This window comes from Aeromonas sp. XH (genome assembly GCF_033348475.1).
In the GTDB taxonomy this organism is placed as follows: domain Bacteria; phylum Pseudomonadota; class Gammaproteobacteria; order Enterobacterales; family Aeromonadaceae; genus Aeromonas; species Aeromonas sanarellii.
Map to the genome: position 1 here is coordinate 2,918,328 of NZ_CP137630.1, position 22,576 is coordinate 2,940,903.

Genomic DNA, 22,576 nt, shown 5'->3' on the forward strand with positions numbered 1-22,576 from the left:
GCGAGGCGGGTTGACACGCAACCACCAAAAACATGCGTTATATCAATAGCAGACTGCAAGAGTAGCGGCCCAGACGCGCCCCGCATGACCACCTTTTCTTCCCATCAGGGCGTTTCTTTCGCCCAGACGAGGCGCCAAAATGAGCCATGCCGCCATCAGGCGTGATGAACGACACAAAAATGACTTTTATTCCCCCCTATATCCTTTCTCGACGGGCCTTGATCCCCTTGCGAACGGACAGAAATTGTTTGACTCTAGCCAGGAGAGCACCTCCCGAGAGAACCGCGGTATGACGGAGTCCGATGCATCCTGCCAGCGTGCGCGCTGGCTTCTGCCCCTCTGGGTGGTGATTTCCACCCTGACCACGCTTCCCCTCAGGGCAGACGAGCACCTCATAGTGCAACTGCCGTGGCAGCACCAGTTCCAGTTCGCCGGTTACTATGCCGCCCTTGCCAAGGGGTTCTATCGGGATGCGGGCTTGCGGGTCACCCTGCGCGAGGCCGGCCCCCGCACCGACGTCATCAACGAGGTGACCACGGGCAGGGCCCAGTTCGGCATCCGGGGCAGCGATCTGCTGCTGGCCCGGGCCGCAGGGCGCCCCGTGGTGGTACTCGCCGCCATGCTGCAGCACTCCCCCCTGGTGCTCATCACCCTGGACAGGCCGGACATCCGCACCCCGGCGGATCTGGCCGGCAAGCGCCTGATGCTGGAGCCCGGCGCCAACGAGCTGCTCACCTATCTGCATCACCACACCCGGGACAAGACGTGGGAGACCCTGCCCTATGCGCAGGGGGTGCAGGCGCTGATCACGGGACAGGCGGATGTCATCAGCGCCTACAGCTCCACAGAGCCCTTCGCGCTGGCGCGAGGGGGCATTCCCCACCGGGTGTTCACCCCCAGGGAGATCGGCTTCGACTTCTACGGCGAAAACCTCTTTACCTCGGAGCACGAGATCGTCACCAATCAGGAGAGGGTCGACGCCTTCCTGCAGGCGAGTCTCAGGGGGTGGCGCTATGCCATGGACCACCCCGAGGAGATGATCGACCTCATCCTGACCCAGTACCCCGGCAGGGCCGATCGCGCGCAGCTGGCCTTCGAGGCCCGCGAGACCCGGGCGCTGATGCAGCCCGATATCATAGAGCCCGGCTACATGCAGCCGGAACGCTGGGAGCAGATCGCCAGGACCTACCGGGATGCCGGTATGCTCAAGGCCGTCCCCAACCTGGCCCCCTTCATCTACAACACGGCCCAGGCCCGCCTGCTCCAGCAGCGCCAGCTGTTCGATCGAAGCGTCACTGTGGCCATCCTGGTCACCCTCAGCCTGCTGGTGCTGCTCGGCATCTTCCTGTACCTCTATCTGCGCCTGCGCCAGGAGGCGCTCGACCGACAGCGGCTCACCCAGGAACTGGTCCAGCGCGAACAGCACTACCGCTTCGTGGCGGAAAACAGCGGCGACGTCATCTGGACCATGGACACCGCCAGCCTGCGTCTTCGCTACATCAGCCCCGCCATCTCGTCCCTGAGCGGCTATGAACCCGCCGAACTGCTCAATCTCTCCCTTCGCCGGTTGCTGCCCGATGACTCCTGGGGCCGGTTGCGCGACGAGATCGCCGCCTCCCTGGCCGCCTGGCAGCGGGGGGAGCATGATCAGACCCGGTGCGTCATCCACTCCCAGCTGCGCCACAAGGACGGGCATCTGGTGGCCATCGAGACGGTCACCACCCTGCACGGCAACACCCGGGCCTGGCCGGACGCCATCCTGGGGGTGACCCGGGATGTCACCGAGCGCTCGGCACGGGAGGAGATGATGCGCCGCCTCGCCTTCTACGACCCCCTCACCCAGCTGCCCAACCGCCGCCTGCTGCAGCAGCGGCTCAAGGAGACCATGACGCAGGCTCCCGAGCGGCCGCTGGCCCTCATCTTCATCGATCTCGACCACTTCAAGCCCATCAACGACACCTTCGGCCACGAGACCGGGGATCAGCTGCTCAAACAGGTGGCGGAGCGCATGCGCCACTGCGTGCGGGAGGAGGACCTGGTGGCGCGCCTGGGCGGCGACGAGTTCGTGATCCTGCTGCCCGATACGGACGCCGCGGCCCTAGCGGTAGCCGACAAGCTGCACCAGAGCCTGCACCACCCCTTCTCGATCGAGCAGCAGGCGCTGTGCATCTCCGGCAGCATAGGGGTGGCCCTCTATCCGGAGCACGGCACCGACCCCAAGACCCTGATGCATCACGCCGATCAGGCCATGTACCAGGCCAAGCACCACGGCCGGGGCCGGGTCTGCCTGTTCGCCGCCGGGCTGGCACCGGACACCCTGCAATGGCAACCCGCCCACGAGTGCGGTCACCCCCGCATCGACGCCGAGCATCGCCAGCTCTTCAGGCTGACCAACCGGCTGCTGGAGCGTCTGAACGAGCCAGACGGACGACCGGATCGACTGCTGGAGGAGATGGAGCGGGTCTTCGAGATGGCCCGCCAGCACTTCGCCGCCGAGGAGCAGGTGCTGGCGGAGCATGACTTTGCCGAGCTGGAGGCCCACCGCCAGGATCACCGGCGACTGCTGAGCATGGCCGACCAGCTGATGGCCGCCGCCAGGGCGGGCACCCTGGGCCACGACGAACTGCTCAACTTCATCATCCATGAGCTGGTGGTCGGCCACATGAGCCAGGCCGACCGGCGCTACTTCGCGCTGTTCGAGGCGGGCGACGTCCGGCAGCAGGCGCTCGGCTAGTCGCCGCGCAGGGCGACCACGGGGTCCAGGCGCACCGCCCGCAGCGCCGGGGCGACCCCGGCCAGCAGACCGACCAGGGCGCTGCACCCCAGCGCCAGCAACAGATAGAGGGGATGGAGGCTGAGCGGCAGCCCCGCCGCCAGCAGGGCGAGCAGCAGCTTGAGCCCCCCGAGCAGGACCAGCCCCATGGTCCCCCCCAGCAGCGCCAGCACCACGGCCTCCAGCAGAAACAGCAGCAGGATGCGCCGCCGTGGGCAACCCAGCGCCATCAGCAGGCCCACCTCGGGGATCCGCTCCTGCTGGGCGATGCTCATGATGCTGAAGATGCCGACCGCCCCGATAAGCAGCGAGATGATGCCGAGCCCGCCGACCGCCAGCTTGACGATGGAGAGTATCTTGTCGAGGCTCGCCAGCATGTCCTGCTGGGAGGTGAGGGTAAAGTCCTCGGCGCCGTGGCGGGCCGTCAGCACCCGCCGGATCTGGGCCGAGATCTCGGCCTCCGCCCGCCCGGCGCCATAGATGACGTCGATCTCCTGCAGCCCCTCCCTGTTGAACAGCGCCTGGGCGTGGGCGGCGGGCAGATAGATCATGTCGTCCAGATCGAAGCCGAGAAACTGCCCCTTGGGAGCCAGCACCCCGGCCACCCGGAAGCGGCGATCCCCGGCCCGCAGCAGACTGCCCGGCGCATCCCCGCCGGGGAAGAGCTCCGCCGCCACCTTGGCGCCCAGCACCGCATAGGCGCGGGGCATGGCGCTGTCGTCCGCGGGCAGAAAACGCCCCTGCACCAGGGTGAGCCGCCAGCCAGAGAGCGCCGCCGGGCCTGTGCCCAGGATGGCGGTGCTGCGGGTCAGCCCCCGGCTGCGCACCTCCCCCTGCCCCTGCACCACAGGGAGCGCGGCCTCTACCCCCGGCAATCTGGCGAGGGCATCGGCATCCTCCAGCAGCAGGGGGCGGCTGCTGGAGAGGATGCCGGGCGGGCCGCCGGCGGTCTCTGTCTTGCCCGGGGTCACCGCGATCAAGCGGGTACCGAACTGGGAGAAGCTGTCGAGCAGATAGAGCCTGAGCCCCTCGCCGATGCCGGTGAGCAGGGTCACCGAGGCGATCCCGATGGCGATGCCGAGCGCCGACAGCAGGCTGCGGCTGCGCCCGGCCAGCAGGGCGCGCCAGAGCCAGAACAGCAGATCGGCGAGGCGCATCAGCCACCGCCCCATTGCCCGCTGCGCAGGCTGCTGACCGGATCTTGTCTTGCCGCCCGGGACGCCGGCAGCCAGCTGAAGAAGAGCCCGGTCAAGAGGGCCGCCGGCAGGGTGCAGAGCGTCGCCTGCCAGGGCACCGCCGCCGGGAAGGTCGGCCAGATCAGGCCGGCGAGGGCGACCAGGGCATAGCCCAGCAGGGTGCCGATGAGGGCGCCTCCACCGCTCAGCAGCAGCGCCTCCCACAAGAACAGCCGGCGGATCTGGCGGCTGTCGGCCCCCAGCGCCTTGAGCAGGCCTATCTCCCCGGTCCGCTGGCGGGTGCTGATCAGCGCCAGATTCATCATCATGATGCCCGAGACCAGCAGGCTGATGGCGCCGATGCCGGCGACCGCCAGGGTGAGGGTGGCCAGAATGGTGGAGAAGGTGGCCAGCATGGCGTCGCGCCTGACCACAGTCACATCGAGCACTCCGTGACGCCTCTGCATCAGCTGCTCCAGCCGCGTTACCAGCGGGGGCACCGCCTGCCCGTCCAGCGGCTGGATCAGCAGGCGAAACAGCCCCTCGGTATTGAACAGCCTCATGGCGCTGCCGACCGGGATCAGCGCCGCCTCGGCCATGTCCATCCCCAGATTGCTGCTCTGGCTGGTGAAGATCCCCACCACCCGGAAGCGACGATTGTCAAAACGCAGCCACTGGCCGAGGGGATCGGTCCGGCCGAACAGCTCCCTGGCCGCCACGGCCCCGAGCAGGACCACAGGCCTGTCCTCTGTGGCCTCCCCCGGCAACCAGCGGCCGGCGAGCAGCACCAGCCCGTGGGTATGCCGCAGCCCGTTGCTGCTGCCGAGCAGCATGGTCTGGCGCACCCGGGCCCCCTGCTTGGCCTCGGCAAAGCCCATCACCAGCGGCACCAGCCGCACCTTGGGCTGGTGCTGGCCAAGGTAGTGCATGTCATCCAGGGTGATCTCCCGCAGGCTGTTGCCGGTGACCGGCGGCAGCCCGCCTGTGGTCTCCTTGCGGCCCGGGAACATCACCAGCAGATCCTTGCCAAGGGAGCTGAACTGGTCGGCCACATAGCGTCTTGCGCCCTCCCCCAGCGCGGTGAGCAGCAGCACCGAGGTGACGCTCAGGCTCACCGCCAGGATCAGCACCAGCGCCCGTGAGCGTTGACGCAATAGCGCCACGGCGGCGAAACGGATGGCATCGGGGCGCCGCATTCAGTCCCCACCGCTGTCGCTGCCGATGCGGCCATCGTTCATCAGGATCCGCCTGCCCGCCCGCTCGCCGAGGCGGGCGTCGTGGGTCACCACCACCAGGGTCATGCCCTGCTCCCGGTTGAGCCCCTCGAGCAGGGTGATCACCTCCTCCCCGGAGCGGGAGTCGAGATTGCCGGTGGGCTCGTCCGCCAGGATGAGGCGCGGCGCCATGGCCATGGCCCGGGCGATGGCCACCCGCTGGCGCTGACCGCCGGAGAGCTCGGCAGGCCTGTGCTCGGCCCGGTTGTCCAGCCCCAGCTCCGCCAGCAGACGCTGGCTGCGGCGATGGCGCTCGGCGGGGGGGACGCCGCACAGCATCAGCGGCAGTTCGACGTTTTCACGGGCGGTGAGGCGGGAGACCAGGTGAAACGACTGGAACACGAAACCGATGCGATGGCCGCGCAGCCGGGCCAGCGCCGGCTCTGACAGGGTGGCGGTGTCCTCCCCTCCCAGCCAGTAGCGCCCCTCGTCTGGCCTGTCCAGCAGCCCCAGCACGTTGAGCAGGGTCGACTTGCCGGACCCCGAGGGGCCCATCACCGCCAGATACTCCCCCTCGGCGACCCGAAGAGAGACGTGTTCGAGGGCCGCCACCTCGCTCCCCCCCAGGGTGAAGCGACGGCTGACGGCCTCGAGGCGAATGAGCTCACTCATCCACCGGCTCCGTGGCGGCGGTGAAGGGCCCCTCCCCGGCTATCTGGCCGGGCTGGGCCGCCAGCCGATCACCAGGGGCCAGCCCCTCTGTGACCTCAATCCAGTTCCAGTTCTCCACGCCCCAACGAGGCCGGAGCCGCACCAGCTTATCCCCTTCCAGGCGCAGCACGCTGCCATCGTCGGCCCGGCTGCTGGCCGCCACCCGCAGCACATCGGTGGCGCGGGTCACCTCGACCTCGAGATCGGCGCTGTAGCCGACAAGCAGGGGCACGTCCCCGGGCGGGGCTGTGAGCGTCGCCTCCACCTCCACGGTGCGGGCCTGCTTCTCCAGCTCCTTCACATAGGGGGCGATGCGGGTGACGGTGGCGGCAAGATCGCGCCCGGGCATGGCGTCGAGCAGCACCCGGGCGCTCTGGCCCACCCTGAGGCGGGCGGCATCCACCTCGTCGATGGGAGCTGAGACATAGAGGCAGTTATCGTCGATGAGATCGATGACGGGGGGCATGGCCACCCCGGGGGGTGAGGGGGTCATGTATTCGCCGAGCTTGCTGTTGACCTCGGCCACCACGCCGGCAAAGGGCGCCAGCAGGCGCCGCTCGGCCAGGCGGGCCTCCACCTGGGCAACCTGCGCCTCGTCGACCCGCTCCTGCTGGCGGGATGCCCGGCAGATGTAGCGGCGGGTATCGGCCAGGTTCTGGGCCTGCTCGGCCAGGGTGCGGGAGGTGAGGTTCTTGGCGAGCAGGGTGGCCAGCCGCTTGGCCTCCCGCTCGTAGTAGGCCGCCTCGCTGCAGCGCTCCTCGCGCTGGGTCTTGCCGAGGGCCTGCTGGGCGCGGGCACGGGCGAGATCGGCGCGAATGTCCTCGCTCCAGAGGGTCAGCAGCAGGTCTCCCTGCGCCACCCTGTCCCCGGCCTTGACGGCGATCCGCTCCACCACGCCGCCAGCTGGCAGGCTGAGCCCGGCCCGCTGGCACGACTTGATGGTGCCGGCCCGGGTGTTGACCACGGTGACGCGCACCTCGCCGCGATCCACGCTCACCAGCGGGACGGGCGTCGCCACCGGGCGCAGCCACCATGCCAGGACGGCCACCGCCACCCCGGCGCCCCCCGTCCACCACAGCCAGCCTCTCTTCATCGCGCCTCCTTTCGCCATCGGCTCCCGTCACGTGCGTCGGGAGAGCAGGACATCATTTCGCCTTAGCTAGTGACTCCCGTCATCAGCGTCGGGAGAGCAGGGCATAATAGAGCAAGGGTATCACCACCAGGGTGAGCAAGGTGGAGACCAGGATCCCGAAAATCAGGCTGATGGCCAGCCCGTTGAAGATGGGATCATCGAGGATGAACAGGGCTCCGATCATCGCCGCCAGCGCCGTCAGCATGATGGGTTTGGCCCGTACCTGCGCCGCTTCGATCACCGCCTGCTCAAACGGCATGCCAGCGCCTCTCTGCTGCTCGATAAAGTCCACCAGCAGGATGCTGTTGCGTACGATGATCCCGGCCAGGGCTATCATCCCTATCATCGAGGTGGCGGTAAACTGGGCCCCCAGCAGGGCGTGGCCCGGCATCACCCCGATGAGGGTGAGCGGAATGGGAGCCATGATGATGAGCGGCACCAGATAGGAGCGGAACTGGGCCACCACCAGCAGGTAGATGAGGATCATCCCCACCCCGTAGGCGATGCCCATATCGCGGAAGGTCTCGTAGGTTACCTTCCACTCCCCGTCCCACAACAGCGCCACCTCCCCCAGCTTGTCAGGCTGCTGCACGTAATATTGGGGCAGGTCGATATCGGCACCGGCGGCAAACATGCCGTAGAGCGGGCTGTCGGTGTGGCCGCCCATGTCGGCCACCACCATCACCATGGGCTGCATGTTCTTGTGCATGATATAGCTGGGTGCCACCTCATCACGGCGACTCACCAGCTCTGATACCCGGATGAGCTGCCCGCTCGGGCTGCGCACCTTGAGGGCCAGTACGCCCGCCAGCTCCCGTTTGTCACCGGGAGCCAGTTCGATGCGGATCGGCACCGGATACTTGGCGCCGTGCCCCTGCAGCCAGCTGGCATCCTGATAACCCACCCCGCCATGGAGGGTGCTCACCAGATCCCCGAGATCGACCCCGAGCAAAGCCGCCTTGCTGCGATCCACCACCAGCCGCCACTTGGACTGGGGGTCGGTCAGATAGATATCCACGTCCACCAGATCCGCCGTGGCCACGAAGCGGGCCTGTACGGCGCGCGCCGCCGCTTCACGGGCGGCCGGTGTCGGGCCATACACTTCCGCGACTATGGGGGACCAGACCGGCGGGCCGGGCGGCACCTCCACTACCTTGAGATTGCCCCCTGCCGCACTGGCGATAGCCTGCAAGGGGGCCCGCACCGACCGGGCAATCTGGTGGCTGCTGCGATCCCGTTCATGCTTGTCCACCAGATTGACCTGAATATCCCCCACGTTGGCGCCGCTGCGGATAAAGTAGTGGCGCACCAGACCATTGAAGTTGATGGGGGCCGCGGTGCCGGCATAGATCTGGTAATCCTTCACCTCCGGCACTTTTGCCAGCTCCCGCCCGACCGCCAGCAGGGTGCGCTCGGTCTGCTCCAGGGTCGCCCCCTCCGGCATATCGAGCACCAGCTGGAATTCCGACTTGTTGTCAAAGGGGAGCATCTTGAGCACCACCCACTGCACCATGGGCAGGGCGGCGGCACCCGCTACCAGCAGCAGGATGGCCAGCCAGAGCTTGCCTCTGGCGCGCTTGGCGCCGTCACCGATCAGGAAAGGGGTCATCAGCCGCTGGAAGAGTCCGGCCTTGGCCTCACCGTGGACGACATGTGCCTCGCTCTTGAGCAGGTGGTTGGCCAGCCAGGGGGAGAAGATAAAGGCCACCAGCAGGGAGATAAGCATCCCCATGCTGGCATTGATGGGGATGGGGCTCATGTAGGGGCCCATCAGGCCACTGACAAAGGCCATCGGCAGCAGGGCCGCGATCACGGTCAGGGTCGCCAGTATGGTCGGCCCGCCCACCTCGTCTACCGCCCCCGGAATGAGATCCTTGAGCGCCCCCTTGTCCAAACCGCGATGGCGGTGGATGTTCTCCACCACGACTATGGCGTCATCCACCAGAATGCCGATGGAGAAGATCAACGCAAACAGCGACACCCGGTTGAGGGTAAAACCCCAGGCCCTGCTCGCAAACAGAGTCAGTGCCAGAGTGATGACGATAGCCACCCCCACCACCAGCGCCTCGCGCCAGCCCATGCTCACCAGCACCAGCAGCACTACCGCCGTGGTGGCAAAAATCAACTTGCCGATCAGCGTGTTGGATTTGGTCTCGGCGGTGACGCCGTAGTCCCGGGTCACCGTCACCTCGACCCCAGCCGGGATCAGCCGGTTCTGCAAAATCTCGACCCGCGCCTCCACCCGCTTGGCCACATCGACCGCGTTCTGGCCCGGCTGCTTGCCGATGGCCAGGGTCACCGCCGGATAGCTGTGATCCCCCTGCCCCATCCAGCTGCGCTTGGTCGGGGTCTCCTGACCCAGAGAAACACTGGCCACATCCCCCAGATAGACAGGTTTACCGTCGTGCAGCCCCACCACCAGCTCGCGGGCCTCCTGCTCGCTTTGCAGGAACTGCCCGACCTGCACCTTGATCTCCCGGTTCTCTTGCTCGATGGCCTGTGTCGTACCCACCTGACTGGCGGCCGCAAGGCGCTGGTTCAGCTCACCCCAGCTGATGCCGTGGGCGCTGAGGGCCGCAGGATCCGGCATCACCCGCAGCACGGCGCTCTGGCTGCCCAGCGTGTAGATATCGCGGGTACCGGGAATGCGCTTGAGCTCGGTCTCCAGCTCATGGGCGACCCGGGTCAGCTCGGGGGCGCCCAGTTGCTTGCTCCAGAGCGTCAGACTGACGATGGGCACGTCGTCGATCCCCCGAGGTTTGACCAGGGGCGGTCCGACGCCGAGCCCCTGGGGCAACCAGTCGCGGTGGGAGTCGAGCTGGTTGTTGAGATCGACGATGGCCTGTTCGCGGCTCACCCCTACCTTGAACACCACCACCAGCAGGGCGCCATCGGGTTGGGAGAAGGAGTAGAGGGTATCAATTCCCTTTATCTGGGAGACCACCTGCTCGGCAGGGGTGGTAACGAGGGACTCTACCTCCGTCGGGCTGGCCCCCGGGAAGGGGATATAGACATCGGCGAAGGTGACATCGATCTGCGGCTCCTCCTCCTTGGGGGTCACCAGCACCGCAAACAAGCCGAGCAGCAGCCCCACCAGCGCCAGCAGCGGGGTGATGGCCGAGCCCTGAAACAGCGCAGCCAGTCGGCCCGCTGGCCCCAGCCTCCCCTTGTTGCCGTTCAGCTCGCTACTCATGAGCCACCGCCTGCTGCTGCGCCCAGGCATCGGGGGCCAGCTTGTCACCGGCTTGCAGCCCGGCCAGGATCTCGCACTGCCCCTCGACGCAATGGCCAACCCGCACCGGCGTCAGGACCCAACCAGCAGCCTGCTGCAGATAGACGCCGTTGAACTCCCCTTGCCGCAGCAGGGCGCGCTCCGGCACTTGCAACACCTGACGCTCACCCCGTTTGAGCTGCACCTTGAGCCACATGCCGGGCAATACCCCGGCGGTGTGCGGCGGCAGGTCGAGGCGCAGCCTGAAGGCGTGGCTCTGGCTGTCGGCATAGTTGAAGCGGGTCAGTTTGAGGGGGGGAACGGTGTTGCCATCCGGCAGCAGCACCTGCACATCCGCAGGCTCACGAGCCAGCGTCAGGGTGGATTGGGGCAACTCCACCTCCACCCGCAATTCGTCAAGGGAGAAGCCGGAGAGCAGAGGGGTGCCGGGGGCCACCGTCTCCCCCAGCTCCACCAACCGCTTGGTCACCACCCCGGCGTAGGGGGCGAGGATGCGGGTATAACCGTAGGCCTCGCGGGCCTGGGTGAGGGCAGCGTCGGCCGCATTCACCTCCGCGCGGGCGGCCCGGTCAGTCGCCTGGGCATTGTCGAGCTGGGCGCGGGTGATCACCCCCTTGGCGATCAGCGCCTGAAAACGGGCAAGCTGGCGCTCGGCCTCCACCTGCTGGGCCTGTGCCCGGGCCAGCCGTGCCTCGGCTCCCGTGACGGCGGCAAACTGCTCCTTGCCGCTGATCTCGAGCAGCGGTTGCCCGGCGACTACCTCATCGTTCACATCCACCAGCATACGGGAGACCCGGCCGCTGGTCTGGGCCGCCACCGTCCCCTGATGGATGGCAGTGACTGTGCCATCCAGTGTCAGCCAGTCGGTCACCGGCCGTGGCGCCACAGTCAGCGGGGCCACCGGATCCCCTTCTGCGGCCAGGGCTTGGGTGGATGTCATGGCCTGCGATGTCATCACCAGCAAGGTGATCCCCAGCAACCGGATGTTTTCCATCATCACTCTCCTTCCCTGGCGTCATCAGTCACTTCACGGGATCAGGCGGTATGGGGCTGGCGAGCCTTGCTCCGTGCGGGAACCAGCACCCGGTCGACCAGCAAGATCCCGGCCACCATAGCTGCTATAAACAACATTATCATGGGCTGCCCGCTAGAAATGAGACTCAAGGCTGGCCCCGGGCAGATGCCCACCAGCCCCCAGCCGATGCCAAACAGCACGGCCCCGCCGATCAGGCGGCGATCCAGCACCGGGGGCGGTACGGCGGCGATGGGCTCCCCCAGCAGACTCTGGCGACGGGGCTTCACCAGCAGGAAGTATCCCGGCATGAAGACCAGCAGGGCGCCCCCCATGACGAAGGCGAGGCTGGGATCCCAGGCCCCTGCCAGATCGAGAAAACCGGTGACCCGTGCGGGATCCACCATGCCGGAGAGGGCCATCCCCAGGCCAAACAGCAGACCCGCGAGCAAACTTGTCAGCAATGCCATGACGATCAACCCCTTACAGCAGATGATGAGTGACGAAGACGGTGATAAAGCCGGCCGCCATAAAGGTCAGGGTAGCGACGATGGAGCGCAGGGAGAGCCGCCCCATGCCGCAGATGCCGTGACCGCTGGTGCAGCCGTTGCCAAGCCGGGTGCCGACGCCCACCAGCAGACCGGCCAGCAGCACCAGCGGCCAACCGGGCAGGGTGGTAAATGCGGGCATGCTGGCCCAACCCAGGGTCAGCGCCAGCCAGGTGCCCGCCCCGAGCCCCAACAGAAACAGCACCCGCCACGGCGCCCGGTGTTGCAAGGCACCGGCCAGAATGCCGCTGATCCCGGCCACCCGGCCGTTGAACAACATCAGGATCAGGGCCGACAGCCCCACCAGCATGCCGCCGCCCAAAGAGAGCAGCCATTGGCTTTCCATCATCAAGATTCCTTATTTTCAGAGTGACAAAAATGGGTTTGCAGCGCCGCCAGCACATCGGCGGCGGCCTCGCTCACCAGCGAGTAGTAGATCTGCTGGGAGACCTTGCGCGAACGGATAAGGCCATGGCGCTTCAATACCGACAATTGCTGGGAGAAGGCCGACTGCCCGAGCTGGCTGTGGGCCAACAGCTCCCCGACCCCCTTCTCCCCCTCCACCAGCTGGCAGAGCACCATCAGGCGTTCGGGATGAGCCAACGCCTTGAGCAGGGAGGCGGCCGCCGTCGCGTGTCTGTACATCTCGTCGAATGGGCTCATAAGCATAAATTAGCAATTGCTGATATTTAGTCTATTGTATAAATAAACACTAAATTAGCAACTACTAAACAAACAAAAAAAGGAGAGACACATGACAGTCGATAACGGAGTCAGAGTGGTCGCAGGCTGCATCTTGCTGCTGTCGCTGCTGCTCACTGCCTGGGTCCACCCGGGCTTCGTCTGGCTGAGCGTCTTTGTCGGGGTCAACCTGATACAGAGTGCGTTCACCGGCTTCTGCCCCGCCGCCATGATCCTGAGGCGCATGGGCATGAAATAGCCCAGACCGGACGATGAAAACGAGGGAGCTATGGCTCCCTCGTGGTAAAACCCCATTTTGTTTCAATATGTTGCTGTCAGAGTCCCAGGGTTTACCCCGGCCGCCGCATCGGCTACCATGTCGCCTCTTTACCCATAGCGGAGACCATCAGTGGGCAACTCATCAAGTGACAGATGCACGCCGACCCCGTTCGTCGGCACCCCGGTCGCGAGCTAGCCGCAGGTCACTCCCTGCCGCGACTCGCCACCCCAGCGAGAAGCGGATCTTCCCCCCTTCTTTTTACACTTGACGTCAGGTGACCGGCCCAAGGCCGACACCTTGCCTGCATAGTTTCTGCTTCCCGAAAGGAGGCTACTATGCGCTTGACTTCACATAACCGGCTGGCCGGTGACACCCGCTCCCTGCTGCGCAGGCTGGGTCTTGGCCTCTGGCCGCGCCTGTGGTGCCGCCAGAGGCGCCGGCATCACTATCGGCTGCATATCCGCTGCGAGGACAGGGCCGACATGGAGCGGGTGCTGGTCGGGGTGAGCCGCACCCTGCAGCCGGCCGGCCTGCACCCCAGGCAGGCCATGACACCCGGTCGCGGCGAAGGTCGCGTGCTGGTGCTGAGCCTCTGCTGCACGCCGCCCCAGCGCCGCTACCTGGTGCAGTTCGTCCACCTGGTCGGGGCCGATCACCCGGTGCGCTGGGAGCTGCACCCGGACCCGGCGCCCGCCCCCCGCGCGCCCTTGCCGGCACAAGGCCCGGGCCGACGGCCCTAACGGGCCCGGCACTCCCCTCCCGCACCTTCCCGGCCAGACGCGGGAGGGCGCGTTTTCATTCACCCCGCGCCGACCGCGTTCCTTCGATGTCCCCATGGACATCTCGCCCCGGGACACCGGGTCGGCCCCGTCAGAAGGAGTCACCCATGAGAATGTGGCAACAACTCGATTTCATCGCCCTGCTCGACACCCTCGCCAGCCTGCTGCTCGCCTTCGTGCTGGGCAGCCTGGTCGGCCTGGAGCGTCAGTACCGCCAGCGCACCGCCGGCCTTCGCACCAACGTGCTGGTGGCCGTGGGGGCGGCCCTGTTCGTCAACCTGGCCCAGCGCATCTACGACCTGCACGGCGGCAGCTACGGCGTGGTCCACGTGGTGGCCTACATCGTCTCCGGCATCGGCTTTCTCGGGGCCGGCGTCATCATGCGCGAATCGGGCAACATCCGCGGCATCAACACCGCCGCCACCCTGTGGGGCGTGGCGGCGGTGGGGGCCGCCAGCGGCGCCGGGTTCGCCCTGGAGGCCGTGCTCGGCGCCCTCTTCGTGCTGGCGGCCAACACCCTGCTGCGCCCCCTGGTCAACCAGATCAACCGCCACCCGGTGGACAATACCGACACCGAGGTGACCTACCGCGTCACGGCCCTCATCCGCCGCACCCACCAGAAGGAGGTGCTGCCCTGGCTGGAGCAGATGCTGGAGCAGGCCAACTACCCCCTGAGCGAGCTCGACATCGAGCCGTTTGGGGAACAGGATCTGGAGATCTCGGCGGTGCTGCTCGCCACCTCCATCGACGGTGACGAGCTCGACGCCCTGATGAAGCGGCTGGGGGAGCATCCCCGCATCAAGCAGATCTTCTGGCGCGCCAGCACCACGGATTGAGACTCCCGGCCCGCTCGGGCCATGGCGCCCAGCAAAAAGCCCCGCTGGATCGGCGGGGCTTTTTGCTGGGCGCAGTACCCCTGGATGACTAGCGGCGGCTGCGCCAGCGGATGCGCGGGTTGATCACCTGGGCGGTTTTCGTGGGGGGGGAGCCCGCGATCAGCGTCTGCATCAGCTCGAAGGCGGCGAGGGCCAGGGCCGGACAGTCCTGGGCCACGGAGTCGATGCGCATGGGGATGCAGTCGAGCAGGTCGTGATCGTCGAAGGTGCACAGGCGCATGCCCGTCTCCATCAGGCCCGCCTCGTTGAGGTAGCGCAGCACCCCCTCCAGCAGGGTGAAGGAGGCGGTGAAGAGGCCCCTGGGGGGCGTCCCCAGTTCGGCCACCAGCTCGGCCATCAGCTGATAGCCTGAGCTCGGCTGATAGTCCCGGTGGCGCACCCGATTTGCCTCGGCCACGAGACCGGCCCGGTGCAGGCCGAGCTCATAACCCGCCAGCCGGTGACGGCTGGGAGAGAGATCCAGCAGGCCGCCGAAGTAGTAGATCTCCTCCCCGCAATCCTGGGTCATGTCCTGCACCAGCTCGGCGGTGGCCTTGCAGGCGTCCGAGATCACCATGGGCAGGCGCGACTCGCCGATGTGGCGGTCGAGCTGCACCACCGGCAGGCGGTCGTGAATTCGGGCATAGGTGTCGTCGCTGTGAACGCTGGAGGCGACGATGAGACCGTCCACCTGGCGGCTGATGAGGTTGTCCACCACCCGCTGCTCCAGGGTGGGATCGTCCTCGGAGCAGGCGATGAGCAGCTGGATCCCCGCCTCCCGGCAGCGGGCCTCCAGGGCCCGGGCGATGCTGGCGAAGCCGAAGTTGGTGAGGTCGGGGATCACCAGTCCCCAGGTGTAGCTGCGCACCGCCCGCAGGGAGCGGGCATGGATGCTCGGCTGGTAGTGGCACTCGTCCGCCACCGCCTGTATTCGCTTGCGGGTATCGTCGGCGATGCGGTATTCCGCACTCTTGCCGTTGAGCACCAGGCTGGCGGTGGCCTTGGAGACCCCCGCGAGCGTGGCTATCTGGGCAATCGTGATCCGTTTCTTCTTCTCCACCTGACCTCCCGGCAAACTGACACCGGGCTATTGTACAAGGCAGGCCGCCAGCGGCCAGTGATCGAGGCAAATTTTGCTGTCATCACCGTCACAACGTGCGGAAAGTACTGGGTTTTCACCGGGGAAGTAGCGGGTAGACAGGGTCTGGCGACCGCCGTCGACGAAGCACTCCAGGCTGGAGCGATCGCACAAGACGGTGATACTCCCCCCAAGCCAGGGGCAGGATCGCTCCTCCCACTCCCCGCTCTGCCAGTTCTGGCGACGCAGCACGATGCGCCCCGGCTGCCACACCAGCTCGGCCACGGTCCCGAATCCGAGGCGACCCTCACCGCTCGGGGCCAGGTCCAGCCAGGCGCTGTCGATGGCCAGGGCTGACAGCTCGCCCCCCTCGAAGCGGGTCAGCGCCCCCTTGAGGGCCGAAATCTCCGCCACCGGCCGCTGGCAGAGCCAGTCGTCCTGCCAGAACAGCTCACGCGGGCAGCTCATCTGATGGATCCAGCCATAGGGGATGGTGGGCTGGCTCATCTCGTTCTCCTCCGGCAAGCCCAGCCAGCCGAACAGCAGGCGCCGCCCCTGGCTGTCCTGGGTGGTCTGGGGCGCGTAGAACTCGAAGCCTCGGTCCAGCTCGTGGAAGGCCCCGTGCTCGAAGTGCGTTCCGTCAAAACGGCCTGCCAGCCAGCCGCACTGGTAGAGGTTGCGATAATCCTCCCCCCGGGGGGCTATGCCCTGGGGGCAGCTGATCAGCACATGGCGCTCACCAAGCGCAAACAGGTCCGGGCACTCCCACATATAGCCAAACTCCCCCAGCCCCCCGCGCCCGCTGCCGGCGATGGGGCCCACCAGCGTCCAGGCATCCAGGGTATCACCGCGATAGAGCAGCACCTCGCCCCGATTGTCCAGGGTACGGGCCCCCAGCACCATCAGCCACTGCCGGCCGTCGTGCCACACCTTGGGGTCGCGCACATGGCCGCTGTAGCCCTCGGGCAACGCCAGTACCGGCCCCAGCTTCTCGAAGCCACCCTCACCGTCGGCACGGGCCAGGCACTGGTAGGCGGTGCGACCGCCGTCCGGGTATTTGACGTTGCCGGTGTAGATAAGGGTCAGACGCCCCTGCTCGTCGCTCACCGCCGAGCCCGAATAGCAGCCGTGGCTCTCATACTCCTCGGTGGGCAGGAGCGCCACCGGCTCGTGCCGCCAGTGCAGCAGATCGGTCGAGGTGACGTGGCCCCAGCCCTTGTTGCGGTGCTCGCAGCCGAGCGGGTTCCACTGGTAGAAGAGGTGGTAGCGCCCGTCGTGCTCGATGACGCCGTTGGGATCGTTGAGCAGCCCCACCGGGGCTGCCAGGTGCCAGCGGGGCCGATGGGGATCGGCCGCCGCCTTGAGCTGTCCGGCCAGCAGGGACCGGACAACCTGGTTGAGGAGATGGCTTTCCTTCATCACTCCACCTTGTACTTGAGCAGGTAGGAGGCGACGAAGGCGGCGCCAAAGGCGATCACCAGCCCGACGACGTAGTGAATGAGGCTCATGGGCTGGACGATGGCCATGCCCGGGATGCCGGTCAGGCCCACCGCCGTCATGCCCACCTTGGCCGCCACCACGTAGGCACCGCCGCAGGCACCGCCGAACAGACCGGCCAGGAAGGGCTTGATGTAGCGCAGGTTGACCCCGAAGATGGCCGCCTCGGTGATGCCGAGCAGGCAGGACATGGCCGCCGGCACGGTAATGGCCTTGATCTTCACGTCCCGGGTCTTGAAATAGACCGCCAGACAAGCCCCGCCCTGGGCCACGTTGGCCATGGCCCAGATGGGCAGCAGGAAGTTGACGCCGATGGCCGGGTTGGTGAGCAGGCCCGCCTCGATGGCGTGGAAGCTGTGGTGGATGCCGGTGATGACGATCAGCGAATACGTCCCGCCGAATACCAGGCCCGCCAGCCAGCCCGCCTGCTCATAGAGGGCGCTCAGGCCGAACGAGATGCCGTCCCCCAGCACGCGACCGGCGGGGCCGATGAAGAGCAGCGCCACGAAGCCGGTGAGGATGACGGTGAGGAAGGGGGTGAGGATGAGATCCAGGGCGTCCGGGATGCGCCTGCGCAGCTGTTTCTCCAGGTGGGACATGAACCAGACCGCCAGCAGCACCGGGAAGACGGTGCCCTGGTAGCCGATCATGGCCACGTCCAGCCCGAAGAAGTCCATGGTCTTGAAGCCCCCCGCCACGCCCCAGGCGTTGGTCAGGGCCGGGTGGGTCAGAATGCCCCCGAGGGTCGCCCCGAGATAGGGGTTGCCGCCAAACTCCCGCGCCGCCGTAAAGCCGATGAGGATCGGCAGTATGATGAAGGCCGCCGAGCTGAACATGTCCAGCATGACGAACAGGGCGCTGTCTGCATTGACCCAGCCGTAGGTGCGCACCATGCCGAGCAGCCCCATCAGCAGGCCGGACGCGACTATGGCCGGAATGATGGGCACGAAGATGTTGGACAGGGTCCGCGCCAGACGCTGGGCCACGTTGAGCTTGGCCGTCGCCATGTCGGTCAGCTCCGCCTTGCTGGCGGTACCTGTGCCGGTCAGCGCCACGAACTCCGCATAGACCTTGTTGACCAGGCCGGTACCGAAGATCACCTGGATCTGGCCCGCGTTGCTGAAGCACCCCTTGACCCCGTCCAGCTTGTCGATGGCGGCCTTGTTCACCTTGCTGTCGTCCGCCAGCACCAGCCGCAGCCGGGTGGCGCAGTGGGCGGCGCTGACAATGTTCTCACTGCCCCCGAGCAGGGGCACCAGATCCTTGGCTATCGCACTGATATTCATAATCTTCCTCTTATGACCCGCCGTCGGCGGGCCCTTATCACATGAGAGTAGGGGCTGTCGGTCCGGGCTTCTAGCCGCAGATCAACGGCCGCTTGCGCCCGATCGCAAAAATTCATCCAGCCGGGTGCGGGTGGGCAGTGCCGTCATGGCTCCCTTGGCGGTGGTGGCGAGCGCCCCGCAACCGTGGGCCTGGGCCAGGATGGCGGGCAGCTCGGCCAGACTGGGCAGCGCTGAACGCCCGGCCAGCGCCGCCAGCAGCCCCGCGACGAAGGCATCCCCCGCCCCCGTGGTGTCGAGCGGGGTCACTTTGGGCCCCACCCACTCTAGCCGCTCGCCGCCGAGGCGGGCCACCACGCCAGCCGCCCCCCGGGTCACCAGCACCAGGGCCGGCCCCGCTATGGTGGCGAGCCCGGCGGCCAGATCGTCCAGACCGCTCAGCAGTTGCAGCTCCTCCACCGAGAGCTTGACCACGTCCGCGAGGGCCATGGCCTCGCGCACCACGGGCAGCATCTCGGCGGGGTTGCCCCACACCTCGGGCCTCAGATTGGGGTCGAAGCAGACCCGTCCCCCGACCGCCTTGATGGTCGCCATGGCTTGCAGGCAGCTGCTGCGCACCGGCTCGTTGGCGAGCGCAATGGAGCAGGTCAGCAGCCACTGTCCGGCCTGGAAGACCGGCAGATCGGCGGGGCTCAGGAACTGATCGGCGCTCGGGCGCACCATGAAGGTGAAGCTGCGCTCCCCCTCGTCATCCAGTTCCACCAGCACCGTGCTGGTACGATGGGCCGGATCCAGGGTCAGGTGGCGGATGTCGACCCCTTCGCTTGCCAAGGTGTCAGCCATAAAGCGGCCGAAGGGATCGGCGCCGACCCAGCCGATGAAGGCCGACTCCCCGCCTAGCCGCGCCACCCCGACCGCCACGTTGGCCGGTGCGCCCCCCGGACACTTGAGGTAGTGCTCCTTCCCTTCCGGGATCAAGTCCACCACCGCATCCCCCATTACCCACACACGATTCGTCACCTTGCTACTCCACTGCTGCACAGGATTTGCCAGAGCCGGGCCCTGATCTCTTGGTCCGCATTATCAGCTAAACCGTTTTAGCTAACCAACAGATCCCGGCACCGGCTGCCATTTTTGTGATCGGGATAACGAACTAGAACCAGGTTTCCATCTGCACGCCGAAGTTCCACTCGCCGCCGGCGGTGAAGTCGCTCTGGCCCATGGCATCGGAGCTGGCGTAGTGGTCGAGCTCGGAGGACCAGTCCATCCAGGTGGCGAACACGCGAAGCTCAGGCCGCTCGAAGAAGCCGGCAGTCTGCGCCTTGAAGGTGGGGGCGAAGGTGAGCTTGGTGAAGTCGCCGCTCACCGCCTGGCGGCCCTTGTAGCCCTTGGGATCGAGATCCATGTACTGCCAGGTCGCCTCGTAGACCAGCTCCACGTTCTGGCTCAGCACCTGGGCCAGCCGGCCATTGAGGGTCACCCAGCTGTACTCGTCCCCCTTCACGTAGCGATCCTGGCTCTGCTCCGCCAGCAGGGCCGGGGCGACACGCCAGCGGGGTGCAAGATCGGTGGCGCCAAAGAGGGCGACCCGCACCGCATCGGCGTCCGGCAGCAGCTCGCTGTCGGAACCCAGCCCCTTGAGCTCGGCCCCCAGGCCGTGGCCATAGAGCACGGCCGCCTTGGAGAAGCCGGGATTGATGCCAAAGAAGCTGTCCGCGTGATAGGCCACCAAGGTATGGGCCCCCTTGTTCGCCGCCTCGCTGCCGACGCCGCCGTCGTTGATGCGCGCCTCGTTGTCCTTGGCGGAGAGGCCGTTCAACATCCACTGCCAGTTGCCGACGCGGTTGTTCATGGTGAGGATGTAGCTCTCGATGTCGGAGAGGCCGCTCGCGCTGATGTCGCCGTAGTCGCGCCCGTAGAGGGAGAAGTTCGCCTTCCAGCTGTCGGCCAGCTGCACGTCGTAGACGCCGCCGCCGGTCCCGGCGAGGAAGACCACGTCCGAGTCGAGCCAGTGGATGTCGAAGTTGTCCCGATCGAAGCGCTTGCCCGCCCAGAGCACCGAGTGCTGGAAGGGGCCGCTGAAGCTCGCCAGATCGCCGATCTCGGCAAACACCTGGCGGGTATTGAGGCTGGAATCGCTGGCGGTCCAGTCGTTGCTGGTCTCCACCCCGTCCGCCAGCATCAGCTTGTAGCGGGCCCAGCTGCCGTCGTCGAAGGTCTGGGTCTTGAGCAGGTTGGCCTCCATGTAGGTGTCATCCTCGTTGCCAAGCCGACCCACGGCCCCGCCCACCGAGCCGGCCGGGGTGATGTAGGGGCCGCCGCGGCCACCGTTGCCATTGCCGTTGACCAGCAGGCCCGAGCGAGCATAGCCGTGGAACTCGAAGCCCTGGGCGCCGGCGGTCTGCTTGTCCACCTTCTCGCTCTGGGCCTTGGCCACGGCGGCGGTCTCGTGGGCTTCGCTCGCCTTGCTCTGGGCCTCATCGGCCCGCGCTTCCGCCGCGGTGGCGCGCGCCTCGGCCGCCTGCACCCGCGCCTCCAGCGCCGCCAGACGGGCCTCGATACCACCGTCCGCCGCCCACAACGGGCCGCTCATCCCCAATCCCAGCGCCACCGCCAGCGCCAACTTGCTCTTGAACATCGTCATCGTCCTCACCTGTCATCTGTCGCCCGGTCGGGCACTGTTGTTATCGACGGGCTGAGCATAGCTAAACCGCTTTAGCTGACTCAATACACAAGCTAAACCGTTTCAGCCAGAGTGTGAGCGGGATAGCATTTGCGCAGGAAGAACGAGCGGAAGTTGTGAGGAAGATCCCTCATCGGGATCCACTCAATAGGGCGGATCCGGACCGGATCACGGGCAAAAAGAAAGCCGGCACTGAAGGCCGGCTTGGATCACGCGGATCGCGCTTACTTGGTCAGGTCGTCGAAGAAGCGTTTCACCCCTTCGAAGAAGCCTTCGGATTTCGGCTTGTGGGTCTTGGCGGCGGCGCCGCTGAAGGAGTCGTCCAGCTGGCGCAGCAGATCTTTCTGGGTCTCGGTCAGCTTGACCGGGGTCTCGATCACCACCTTGCACATCAGATCCCCCACCTGGCCGGAGCGCACGGACTTGACGCCCTTGCCCCGCAGGCGGAACAGCTTGCCGGTCTGGGTCTCGGCGGTCACCTTGAGCTTCACCCGGCCATCCAGGGTCGGCACTTCGATCTCGCCGCCCAGGGCCGCCGTGGTGAAGCTGATGGGCACCTCGCAGTAGAGATCGTTGCCGTCACGCACGAAGATCTCGTGCTCGCGCACGTGGACCTGTACGTAGAGATCCCCGGCCGGTGCACCGGCCTCCCCCGCTTCCCCTTCGCCGGAGAGACGTATGCGATCCCCGGTGTCGACCCCGGCCGGGATCTTGACCGACAGGGTCTTGGTCTTCTGGTAGCGCCCCTCGCCGTGGCACTTGCGGCACGGATCCTTGATGATCTTGCCGCGACCGTGGCAGTGCGGGCAGGGTTGCTGCACCGCGAAGAAGCCCTGGCGCATCTGCACCTGGCCGGAGCCGTGGCAGGTGGGGCAGGTCTGGGCACTGCTGCCGGTGTGGGCACCTGAGCCGTTGCAGACTTCGCAGTGAACCTGGGTCGGGATCTTGATCTCCTTGGAGACCCCGCGCACCGCCTCTTCCAGGGTCAGCTCCATGTTGTAGCGAAGGTCGGAGCCACGGGCCGGGCCGCGACGACCGCCCCCGCGACCACCGAAGATGTCGCCAAACACGTCGCCGAAGATGTCGCCGAAGTCGGCACCACCGCCGAAGCCGCCGTGGCCGCCGCCCTGGCTCGGATCCACCCCGGCATGACCGTACTGGTCGTAGCGGGCACGCAGGTTCTCGTCGGTCAGGACCTCGTAGGCCTCCTTGACCTCTTTGAACTTCTCTTCGGCCGCGGCATCACCCTGGTTGCGATCCGGGTGATACTTCATGGCCAGACGCTTGTACGCCTTCTTGATCTCGCGCTCGTCGGCACCTTTCGACACCCCGAGCACTTCGTAGAAATCGCGCTTCGACATACTCATCCTGTTGCTATATCAGCAGTTACGCAGACGGGCGTTGGTCACCCAACGCCCGTAAATTCATTGACGAATCTGCTCACACTCTTACTACGAAGCCGTGATCAAGGCTCATGTGCAGCTCGCTTGTTTTGTAACCAAGAGTGCTCATGTATTCACATACACTCCGGTTCTTGCGCTGCTCTTTACCTTACTGACGGCCTCTCGCGACAGACCGTGAACAGATTCTGAGCCGATGGGCGAAGCCTGCTTCGCCCATCCG

The 22,576-nt window shown here is 66.6% G+C and carries 19 protein-coding genes; 4 read left to right on the plus strand and 15 right to left on the minus strand.

Features of this window, described 5'->3' with window-relative positions; all coding sequences use genetic code 11:
* Positions 1-289 precede the first annotated feature (289 nt).
* Positions 290-2,734 (plus strand): diguanylate cyclase domain-containing protein, encoded by a 2,445-nt coding sequence (locus R2B70_RS13395; protein WP_318161722.1) that lies wholly within the window; start codon positions 290-292, stop codon positions 2,732-2,734.
* On the opposite strand, the gene R2B70_RS13400 is transcribed toward R2B70_RS13395, so the two are convergent.
* From R2B70_RS13400 to R2B70_RS13440, 9 genes are all read right to left on the minus strand, one after another.
* Positions 2,731-3,930: an ABC transporter permease gene (locus R2B70_RS13400; RefSeq protein WP_209794574.1), complete on the minus strand. Its 1,200-nt coding sequence runs from the start codon at positions 3,928-3,930 to the stop codon at positions 2,731-2,733. The two genes, R2B70_RS13395 and R2B70_RS13400, sit on opposite strands and share 4 nt — an antisense overlap.
* The gene (locus tag R2B70_RS13405; protein ID WP_318161723.1) at positions 3,930-5,144 is read right to left on the minus strand and encodes an ABC transporter permease; all 1,215 of its coding nucleotides are present in this window, start codon (positions 5,142-5,144) and stop codon (positions 3,930-3,932) included. The genes R2B70_RS13400 and R2B70_RS13405 overlap by 1 nt, the downstream gene beginning before the upstream one ends.
* Positions 5,145-5,834 carry an ABC transporter ATP-binding protein gene (locus R2B70_RS13410; RefSeq protein ID WP_318161724.1) on the minus strand — a complete coding sequence of 230 codons (690 nt, stop codon included), beginning with the start codon at positions 5,832-5,834 and terminating at the stop codon, positions 5,145-5,147.
* Positions 5,827-6,966, minus strand: a complete 1,140-nt coding sequence (locus R2B70_RS13415) for an efflux RND transporter periplasmic adaptor subunit (protein ID WP_318161725.1) — start codon at positions 6,964-6,966, stop codon at positions 5,827-5,829. Before R2B70_RS13415 ends, R2B70_RS13410 begins: the two co-directional genes overlap by 8 nt.
* Before the next feature lie 82 nt (positions 6,967-7,048).
* Positions 7,049-10,198, minus strand: a complete 3,150-nt coding sequence (locus R2B70_RS13420; RefSeq protein WP_318161726.1) for an efflux RND transporter permease subunit — start codon at positions 10,196-10,198, stop codon at positions 7,049-7,051.
* Entirely contained in the window at positions 10,191-11,231 is a 1,041-nt protein-coding gene (locus R2B70_RS13425) for an efflux RND transporter periplasmic adaptor subunit (protein WP_318163356.1), read from the minus strand. Before R2B70_RS13425 ends, R2B70_RS13420 begins: the two co-directional genes overlap by 8 nt.
* A 41-nt stretch (positions 11,232-11,272) precedes the next feature.
* Positions 11,273-11,719, minus strand: coding sequence for a YeeE/YedE family protein (locus tag R2B70_RS13430; RefSeq protein ID WP_318161727.1), 447 nt, complete (start codon positions 11,717-11,719; stop codon positions 11,273-11,275).
* A gap of 13 nt (positions 11,720-11,732) precedes the next feature.
* Complete coding sequence (locus R2B70_RS13435) at positions 11,733-12,146, minus strand: YeeE/YedE family protein (protein ID WP_318161728.1); 414 nt, start codon at positions 12,144-12,146, stop codon at positions 11,733-11,735.
* On the minus strand, positions 12,146-12,460 hold the full coding sequence (locus tag R2B70_RS13440; RefSeq protein WP_042076102.1) for an ArsR/SmtB family transcription factor: 315 nt from the start codon (positions 12,458-12,460) through the stop codon (positions 12,146-12,148). The genes R2B70_RS13435 and R2B70_RS13440 overlap by 1 nt, the downstream gene beginning before the upstream one ends.
* 91 nt (positions 12,461-12,551) lie before the next feature.
* Here R2B70_RS13440 and R2B70_RS13445 point away from each other — a divergent pair, with 91 nt between their 5' ends.
* The 3 genes from R2B70_RS13445 to R2B70_RS13455 all read left to right on the plus strand — a co-directional run bounded on the left by R2B70_RS13445 (position 12,552) and on the right by R2B70_RS13455 (position 14,373).
* Positions 12,552-12,737 (plus strand): DUF2892 domain-containing protein, encoded by a 186-nt coding sequence (locus R2B70_RS13445; RefSeq protein WP_042076094.1) that lies wholly within the window; start codon positions 12,552-12,554, stop codon positions 12,735-12,737.
* Between the two features lie 356 nt (positions 12,738-13,093).
* The gene (locus R2B70_RS13450) at positions 13,094-13,498 is read left to right on the plus strand and encodes a hypothetical protein (protein WP_042076096.1); all 405 of its coding nucleotides are present in this window, start codon (positions 13,094-13,096) and stop codon (positions 13,496-13,498) included.
* A 146-nt stretch (positions 13,499-13,644) separates the two neighbouring features.
* On the plus strand, positions 13,645-14,373 hold the full coding sequence (locus R2B70_RS13455) for an MgtC/SapB family protein (protein ID WP_042076098.1): 729 nt from the start codon (positions 13,645-13,647) through the stop codon (positions 14,371-14,373).
* Between the two features lie 88 nt (positions 14,374-14,461).
* On the opposite strand, the gene R2B70_RS13460 is transcribed toward R2B70_RS13455, so the two are convergent.
* From R2B70_RS13460 to dnaJ, 6 genes are all read right to left on the minus strand, one after another.
* On the minus strand, positions 14,462-15,472 hold the full coding sequence (locus tag R2B70_RS13460; RefSeq protein ID WP_318161729.1) for a LacI family DNA-binding transcriptional regulator: 1,011 nt from the start codon (positions 15,470-15,472) through the stop codon (positions 14,462-14,464).
* 27 nt (positions 15,473-15,499) lie between these two features.
* Complete coding sequence (locus R2B70_RS13465; RefSeq protein WP_318161730.1) at positions 15,500-16,909, minus strand: sucrose-6-phosphate hydrolase; 1,410 nt, start codon at positions 16,907-16,909, stop codon at positions 15,500-15,502.
* Positions 16,909-18,273: a sucrose-specific PTS transporter subunit IIBC gene (locus R2B70_RS13470; protein WP_209794562.1), complete on the minus strand. Its 1,365-nt coding sequence runs from the start codon at positions 18,271-18,273 to the stop codon at positions 16,909-16,911. Before R2B70_RS13470 ends, R2B70_RS13465 begins: the two co-directional genes overlap by 1 nt.
* Positions 18,274-18,354: 81 nt before the next feature.
* The gene (locus R2B70_RS13475) at positions 18,355-19,269 is read right to left on the minus strand and encodes an aminoimidazole riboside kinase (RefSeq protein WP_318163357.1); all 915 of its coding nucleotides are present in this window, start codon (positions 19,267-19,269) and stop codon (positions 18,355-18,357) included.
* A gap of 154 nt (positions 19,270-19,423) precedes the next feature.
* Entirely contained in the window at positions 19,424-20,914 is a 1,491-nt protein-coding gene (locus tag R2B70_RS13480; RefSeq protein WP_216990669.1) for a carbohydrate porin, read from the minus strand.
* A gap of 263 nt (positions 20,915-21,177) precedes the next feature.
* Positions 21,178-22,314, minus strand: coding sequence for a molecular chaperone DnaJ (gene dnaJ, locus R2B70_RS13485; protein ID WP_209794559.1), 1,137 nt, complete (start codon positions 22,312-22,314; stop codon positions 21,178-21,180).
* Positions 22,315-22,576 lie beyond the last annotated feature (262 nt).

Coding starts and splice junctions, on each gene's coding strand:
- R2B70_RS13470 (WP_209794562.1), bottom strand. CDS start 18,273: ATGAATATCAGTGCGATAGCCAAGGATCTGGTGCCCCTGCTCGGGGGC.
- R2B70_RS13440 (WP_042076102.1), bottom strand. CDS start 12,460: ATGAGCCCATTCGACGAGATGTACAGACACGCGACGGCGGCCGCCTCC.
- R2B70_RS13425 (WP_318163356.1), bottom strand. CDS start 11,231: ATGGAAAACATCCGGTTGCTGGGGATCACCTTGCTGGTGATGACATCG.
- R2B70_RS13475 (WP_318163357.1), bottom strand. CDS start 19,269: ATGGGGGATGCGGTGGTGGACTTGATCCCGGAAGGGAAGGAGCACTAC.
- R2B70_RS13415 (WP_318161725.1), bottom strand. CDS start 6,966: ATGAAGAGAGGCTGGCTGTGGTGGACGGGGGGCGCCGGGGTGGCGGTG.
- R2B70_RS13435 (WP_318161728.1), bottom strand. CDS start 12,146: ATGATGGAAAGCCAATGGCTGCTCTCTTTGGGCGGCGGCATGCTGGTG.
- R2B70_RS13455 (WP_042076098.1), top strand. CDS start 13,645: ATGAGAATGTGGCAACAACTCGATTTCATCGCCCTGCTCGACACCCTC.
- R2B70_RS13410 (WP_318161724.1), bottom strand. CDS start 5,834: ATGAGTGAGCTCATTCGCCTCGAGGCCGTCAGCCGTCGCTTCACCCTG.
- R2B70_RS13450 (WP_042076096.1), top strand. CDS start 13,094: ATGCGCTTGACTTCACATAACCGGCTGGCCGGTGACACCCGCTCCCTG.
- dnaJ (WP_209794559.1), bottom strand. CDS start 22,314: ATGTCGAAGCGCGATTTCTACGAAGTGCTCGGGGTGTCGAAAGGTGCC.
- R2B70_RS13395 (WP_318161722.1), top strand. CDS start 290: ATGACGGAGTCCGATGCATCCTGCCAGCGTGCGCGCTGGCTTCTGCCC.
- R2B70_RS13465 (WP_318161730.1), bottom strand. CDS start 16,909: ATGAAGGAAAGCCATCTCCTCAACCAGGTTGTCCGGTCCCTGCTGGCC.
- R2B70_RS13405 (WP_318161723.1), bottom strand. CDS start 5,144: ATGCGGCGCCCCGATGCCATCCGTTTCGCCGCCGTGGCGCTATTGCGT.
- R2B70_RS13420 (WP_318161726.1), bottom strand. CDS start 10,198: ATGAGTAGCGAGCTGAACGGCAACAAGGGGAGGCTGGGGCCAGCGGGC.
- R2B70_RS13480 (WP_216990669.1), bottom strand. CDS start 20,914: ATGACGATGTTCAAGAGCAAGTTGGCGCTGGCGGTGGCGCTGGGATTG.
- R2B70_RS13430 (WP_318161727.1), bottom strand. CDS start 11,719: ATGGCATTGCTGACAAGTTTGCTCGCGGGTCTGCTGTTTGGCCTGGGG.
- R2B70_RS13445 (WP_042076094.1), top strand. CDS start 12,552: ATGACAGTCGATAACGGAGTCAGAGTGGTCGCAGGCTGCATCTTGCTG.
- R2B70_RS13400 (WP_209794574.1), bottom strand. CDS start 3,930: ATGCGCCTCGCCGATCTGCTGTTCTGGCTCTGGCGCGCCCTGCTGGCC.